Annotated in this window: 6 protein-coding genes and 1 pseudogene; 5 read left to right on the top strand and 2 right to left on the bottom strand. The window is 59.1% G+C overall.

Going from position 1 to position 5,769, the window contains the following annotated elements; all coding sequences use genetic code 11:
• Nucleotides 1–221 (bottom strand): annotated as a pseudogene (locus C9413_RS26565) (thermonuclease family protein); the annotation flags it as partial.
• The gene (locus C9413_RS26560) at nucleotides 218–871 is read right to left on the bottom strand and encodes a hypothetical protein (RefSeq protein ID WP_223844115.1); all 654 of its coding nucleotides are present in this window, start codon (nucleotides 869–871) and stop codon (nucleotides 218–220) included. The pseudogene C9413_RS26565 and the gene C9413_RS26560, both read right to left, overlap by 4 nt.
• 120 nt (nucleotides 872–991) lie before the next feature.
• Between C9413_RS26560 and C9413_RS26555 the strand changes: the two genes are divergently transcribed.
• From C9413_RS26555 to C9413_RS26535, 5 genes are all read left to right on the top strand, one after another.
• Complete coding sequence (locus C9413_RS26555; RefSeq protein ID WP_082046669.1) at nucleotides 992–1,858, top strand: lytic transglycosylase domain-containing protein; 867 nt, start codon at nucleotides 992–994, stop codon at nucleotides 1,856–1,858.
• Between the two features lie 20 nt (nucleotides 1,859–1,878).
• Nucleotides 1,879–2,214: a TrbC/VirB2 family protein gene (locus C9413_RS26550; RefSeq protein WP_052451738.1), complete on the top strand. Its 336-nt coding sequence runs from the start codon at nucleotides 1,879–1,881 to the stop codon at nucleotides 2,212–2,214.
• A gap of 2 nt (nucleotides 2,215–2,216) precedes the next feature.
• On the top strand, nucleotides 2,217–2,516 hold the full coding sequence (locus tag C9413_RS26545) for a VirB3 family type IV secretion system protein (protein WP_040116422.1): 300 nt from the start codon (nucleotides 2,217–2,219) through the stop codon (nucleotides 2,514–2,516).
• Between the two features lie 2 nt (nucleotides 2,517–2,518).
• On the top strand, nucleotides 2,519–4,933 hold the full coding sequence (locus C9413_RS26540) for a VirB4 family type IV secretion/conjugal transfer ATPase (protein ID WP_170251124.1): 2,415 nt from the start codon (nucleotides 2,519–2,521) through the stop codon (nucleotides 4,931–4,933).
• Nucleotides 4,930–5,769: lytic transglycosylase domain-containing protein (locus C9413_RS26535; RefSeq protein WP_170251123.1), on the top strand; the 840-nt coding region annotated here is incomplete at its 3' end. The genes C9413_RS26540 and C9413_RS26535, both read left to right, overlap by 4 nt.

The raw sequence follows: 5,769 nt of genomic DNA, 5'->3' as shown, positions 1-5,769 counted from the left end.
CCGCAATCGTGACGTTGGCCGGCGTTGTGGGGGAAGGTCGGGCCGCGAAGGCAGGACTGTACGCCATAGAGCCGGTAACGATGGCCATTCATCGACCAGGTATTACCGGTCTCCAGCACGGCGCGCGCCCCGAGATCGAAATATCCCGCCGGCGCGGCGAACGCTGTCGAGGCTTCCAGCGCCAGGATCAGGCCAACCGTGATACCGCCAGTTCCGCTCATTGGCCCTGCACCCGTGGATCTGCCCACATGCCAAAGCCACCGCGGCCAATCTTCTCGGCCTCAACAAGATCCGGCCGCATCGGCGAGCCATCCGCTTTTTTGGAAAGCCGTAACGCTCCAAGCGAGACAAGCTGCTCTTCGATATTATCGACCGTATCGAGCGTACCGGGATAATTGTAATAGCCGAAACAGGTCACGTCCTGCATGGCCGCGTTCTCTTCCGAAAGAAAAGCGCGGCAATAGAGAACCTTTGCCGCCTTCAGCTTTATCGAGAGCTGTTCCCTTGCGAAGTCATCGCATCGCCCGCTGAAGCCTTCGGTCCGATTGACCATCTCGCCCCGGCAGGGCTCAAGTCCGAACAGATGCAGCGAGGTCTTGTCGTCCACCCTGAAATCCGTCGACGATGTCGCCTGGAACCCGTTGGCAGACGCGTAACCCTTTCGCGCCGCCACGGACTTCTGTCCATCGTAGTACTCGACGACGAGGACCGTCTTTCCGGGTGCGGCGAGCGAGCGGATGTAATCACCGTTGACTGAACCCGCCGCCTCAGCCGATCCGGCCGTCAGCGCCACGAGCAGCGACACCCAACTCGCGCTCGAAGATAGAACATATCCGTATTTAATACGTGTTTGCGTAAGCTTGAGTTGCATTTTTCCTCTTTTCGAGTCGCTTTCTTTGATGTACGAGATATCATATACGGTAAACTTTCGCAATCATCATTCATCACCCAGAGGTTCCAGCCAGCTGGGAATTGAAGCGAGTTTCGGTAGATGCAGCGTCTGCTCAAAAACCTAGCGATAATGACTTATGCGGTAGTTGCAGCGAGTCATCCTGCCGCGGCGGAGGCGGCGGAGAACTATCACATATTTGATATAAATAGTCTTTCTCTCGAAAGCGACCGCAGTGCCCATAAGGCGTCGAACGGTCCGAATCCGGGGAAAAAAGTCGACACTTCGATTTTTTACCTGGATGCCAACGGCGTCGTCCTGCCAACGTCGGCAGCAGCCGTCGAGAACAATATCGGATATCTAAAAGCGAGTCCCGATGACGATGAAAGAGGTTCTGTCGACACGCTCATACGAAACTCACGCGAGAACAATAATGGATATGCACCGCCAACAGCGCCATGCCAAGTTTCACCCGTAACTGCGGACAGAATCCTTGATATTATCGAGCGGTCGGCGCGTGCACATGGCGTTGATCCTGGCTTCGCCACCGCCGTTGCCTGGGCGGAAAGCCGCTTCGACCGTGTCCGCAATAGCTCGAAGGGCGCCCGCGGCCCCATGCAGTTGATGCCGGGAACTGCAAGAGAACTCGGCTTGAGCGACGTCTGCGATCCTGTCGCCAATATCGATGGCGGCATCCGTCACCTGCGAGCACTTCTGGACAAATTTCAGAACCCGCTACTCGCGGCCGCCGCCTACAACGCCGGCGCCCAGGCCGTCCGAGATCATGACGGTATTCCGCCTTATGCGGAAACCGTCAGCTACCTGGCCGAGATCCTGAATTTCCAGCTCGGGTTACGTGCTCCGCAAGGTCGCACGGTTCCAGACAAATCCGCACGGCGATCCGTGGACAGCGGTGTCATCGGCGGCACGTCCGTCGGCCGCTTCGTCGGCGGTGTCATGAAGTTCTGACATGAAAGAGGGAGCAGAAAATGAAGCAAGCCATTCGTTTACCCCATATTAGACGCCGCCGAATTCTTGTCATTGGTCTGGTGGCTGCGGCGCAGCTGATTTTGGCCGATTACGCATACGCGCAGGAACTCGGCCAGGCTTTCGCGCCCCTTCAAGCGATCTTCCAGGCGATCGTCGATTTCATCACCGGCCCGTTCGGGCGCCTCTGCGCAATCATCGCCGTGATGTCGATGGGATTTCTGGCCTGGGTAGGCCGACTGAGCTGGTTCCTGGCCGGAGGTATTGCCCTCGGCATCGGCCTTGTTTTCGGAGGTCCTGGAATCGTCGATTCCCTGATTGCGATCGTGGGGTCATGAGCATGATCAGCCAGAACCCGGAAAAACCCGTCCTCACACCATTGGTCATCGGCCTAACGCGTTCACCGACGCTGTGGGGTGTGCCCTACCTCGCCGGCGTGATCATTCTCGGCCTGACGATCATTGCCTGGCTGGCGTCGAATACGATCTGGGCATTTCTAACTGCGCCCGTCACCTATATGACGCTGTTCACCCTTTGCGCCTGGGACAGCCGGATCCTCGATGTCCTGCAGGTTGCAACACGGCTGACACCCCGAACGCCCAACAAGACGTTCTGGGGCGCCAACTCCTACGGGCCGTGACGATGCTGAAGGTGATCCGCGAAGAGCTCGGCTTTGGATCTGTCGGTCATCGCGAACGGCCGATGGCAGGTCATATACCCTATCTCAGGCATGTCGCTGATTCCATCCTTCGGCTTGAGAGCGGCGCCGTGATGGCGGTCCTAAAACTGGATGGGCTCTTCTTCCAGACGGAAGACCAGGCCGAGCTCAACATGCGCTCGGTGGTCCAAAATACCATGATCCGTGCGCTCGGATCGAGCCGGTTCTCCTTGTGGTCGACAGTCATCCGTCGGCAGGTCGATACTGTCATGCACGGAGATTTCGAAGATCCCTTCTGCGAGGTGGTCGACCGGCGCTATATGGCGGCGCTTGGCCACAAGCGGATGTTCACCAATGAGATCTATCTGACGGTCCTGCGATCAGGATTGCGCGGCGCACGGGCCGCCGGTGACCGCGTTCGGCGCTTCCTGAACAAGGCCGCCGGTCGCGCCGCACACGACGAACAGCTGCGAGAGGCAACGACCGAGCTCGAGGAGCTGACCGACAGCCTGGTCCGCGACCTCAGCAAATATGGCGCCCGCACCCTCGGAATAGCCTACCGGGGGCACGAACCTTATTCCGAGCCATGCGAATTCCTGAATATGGTTCTTACCTGCGGGCTAAAGCGCGGCATGCGGCTGCCGCGCATGGAGCTTGCAAACTATGTCGGTACCTCGCGGCTGCATTTTTCCCGGCGGACGCTTCAGGCACAAGGAGCTGTCCCTGAAGACAACCGCTTCGGCGCCATGCTTTCGATCAAGGAGTATCCGCCATTTACAGGGCCGGGCATGCTGGACGGGCTCCTGCAGGTCAATCACGAATTCATCCTCACCCAATCCTTCACGATTGCCGACAAGCCGATCGCGCAGGAACGCATTTCGCGCCTTAAACGCCAGATCGGCGCATCGGATGAAGCCGGCAGCGATGTCGAGAACGATATCGACTTTGCGCTGAACAGCCTTCTCAACCAGGAAGCCATTTTCGGATTCCATCATCTCTCGCTGCTCTGCCTGTCGCGGGATCTCGGGGGCGTGAACAAGGCGGTCTCCGATCTTGGCGCCTGCCTTACCGACATGAACATCAACTGGCTGCGGGAAGATTTGAACCTGGAGGCGTCCTTTTGGGCGCAGTTGCCGGGGAACCATGCCTACATCGCCCGCAAGGCCATGCTGTCGAGCGCCAACTTCTCCGGCCTGTCGTCAATGCACAATTTCGCGTCGGGTCAGAGAGACGCTCTGCATTGGGGTAATCCGATCACCATCCTCGAAACCACCAGCCAGACGCCCTATTGGTTCAACTTCCACCAACGCGACATTGGGCATTTTCTGGTAACTGGCCCGACCGGTTCCGGCAAAACGGTGGCGCTGACCTTCCTGCTTGCCCAGGCATTTCGCGTGCGGCCAAGTCCGAAAGCGGTTTTCTTCGATAAGGATCGTGGAGCCGAAATCTTCATTCGCGCGATGAACGGCGCCTATGAGGTTCTGTCGCCGGGTACGCCGACCGGCTTCAATCCGCTGCAGCTCGAAAACACGGGTGAGAACCGCGAGTTCCTGCTGCGGCTGCTGAAGGCCATGCTGCGCCTGGGCGACGGAACCGCCTTTGACAGGCAGGAGGAAGATATCCTGGAACGCGCCGTCGTCAGGTTGATGCAGGAGCCGACCTTCCAACGCAACCTTTCCAATCTCGCAGGCCTGCTGACCGGTCGAACACGCGCCGGTCCAAACGATCTTCATTCGCGCCTCCGGCCCTGGATCGAAGGCGAGAAGGCCTGGCTCTTCAACGCCTCCCATGACGTGCTTTCTTTCTCCGGGCGCGCGGCCTTCGGCTTCGACATGACCAGCATCCTCGACAATGACGAGGTGCGCAGCCCGGCGCTCATGTACATCTATCATCGTCTGAATGAGCTGTTCGACGGCACGCCGGTCATGATCTTCATGGATGAGGGCTGGCGGCTCTTGAGGGATCCGATATTCAGCGACTTCATCGTCGACAAGATGAAGACGATCCGCAAGCTGAACGGCATCGTCGGCTTCGGGACCCAATCGGCGGCCGACATCGCTCGCTCACCTGCGGCTCACACACTGATCGAGCAGTCGGCGACCAATATCCATTTCCCCAATCCGCGCGCCGACGAGGAAAGCTACATCCACCGGTTCGGCCTGACAGCGAAGGAGTTTAACTTCATCCGCACGACGCCGCCGGAGAAGCGGGCATTCCTGATCAAGCATGGCAATGACAGTGTCATCGCCAAGCTAGATCTCGGCGTGATGCCCGACTTGATCAAGGTCCTGTCGGGCCGAAAAGAGACCATCGAGGAATGCGCGCATCTGCGCGAAATCTATGGCGATGATCCGGCCGCATGGCTTGGAAAATTTTGCGGCTGGGAGAGCAATATATGAGGGTCGCCGTTCTCTCAGCAATGCTCGCGCCGATGATTTCGGCTTCTATCGCATGGGCGGACGTGCCGGTCGTCGACGACACCAATCTCGGCGAACGGAAGGATCGGGATGAGGCGACGACGAGCATCGAAGACACCGATCACGGGCGTTATACGATCCATACCTCTGTCACCTGCTCGATGTACCGTCCCGGACGGCGCAACGATCCGGTCGGCGCGGCCGAAGCCAATCCGGAAATCTCCGGTCTGGTGCGCCGTGTCGCGCGCGAGGAAGGCGTCGACGAAAACCAGTTCCTCGCTCTCGTCTACCAGGAGAGCCGCTTCAACCCCTGCGCCAAATCCGTCGCCGGGGCCACCGGCCTTGCCCAGTTGATGCCTGGCACGGCGGCGCAATTGGGTGTCGACGAAAACAACATCGAACAGAATCTCCGCGGTGGCGCGCGCTATTACAAGCAACAATTGGATCGCTACGGCGGCAACGTATCGTTGGCGCTTGCGGCCTATAATTCAGGCCCCGGCAACGTGAACAGATATGGCGGGATTCCACCGTTCAAGGAGACACAGGGCTACGTGGCCTCGATCACTCGAGATTGGCTGCCCGCCTTCGGCGGATCGGACAAATCGGGCATACCCCTCAACTTTGGCGGCGGTGAGACAGCCTATACCGGCATGCGATCGTCAACGCTGAATGCGATGGGTACGACAGCGTCGACAAGCGACAGTCTCGGCAACGTGGCAAGCTGGTATCAGCAACTCGGGCAGCTGCAGACCGGCACTATCCAGGATAGCTGGGACCCCAACTCCCCCCGCCCGAACGCCCCACGAGGCGCGAGTAAC

Source organism: Rhizobium sp. SEMIA 4085 (assembly GCF_013004495.1).
Lineage (GTDB): Bacteria > Pseudomonadota > Alphaproteobacteria > Rhizobiales > Rhizobiaceae > Rhizobium > Rhizobium gallicum.
Note: the sequence above shows the minus strand (reverse complement) of the source record. Positions and strands in the feature narration are given on the sequence as shown.

Bases quoted from the DNA above. Each gene is read 5' to 3' on its own strand.
- C9413_RS26560 (WP_223844115.1), bottom strand. From the start codon at position 871: ATGCAACTCAAGCTTACGCAAACACGTATTAAATACGGATATGTTCTA.
- C9413_RS26555 (WP_082046669.1), top strand. From the start codon at position 992: ATGCAGCGTCTGCTCAAAAACCTAGCGATAATGACTTATGCGGTAGTT.
- C9413_RS26550 (WP_052451738.1), top strand. From the start codon at position 1,879: ATGAAGCAAGCCATTCGTTTACCCCATATTAGACGCCGCCGAATTCTT.
- C9413_RS26545 (WP_040116422.1), top strand. From the start codon at position 2,217: ATGATCAGCCAGAACCCGGAAAAACCCGTCCTCACACCATTGGTCATC.
- C9413_RS26540 (WP_170251124.1), top strand. From the start codon at position 2,519: ATGCTGAAGGTGATCCGCGAAGAGCTCGGCTTTGGATCTGTCGGTCAT.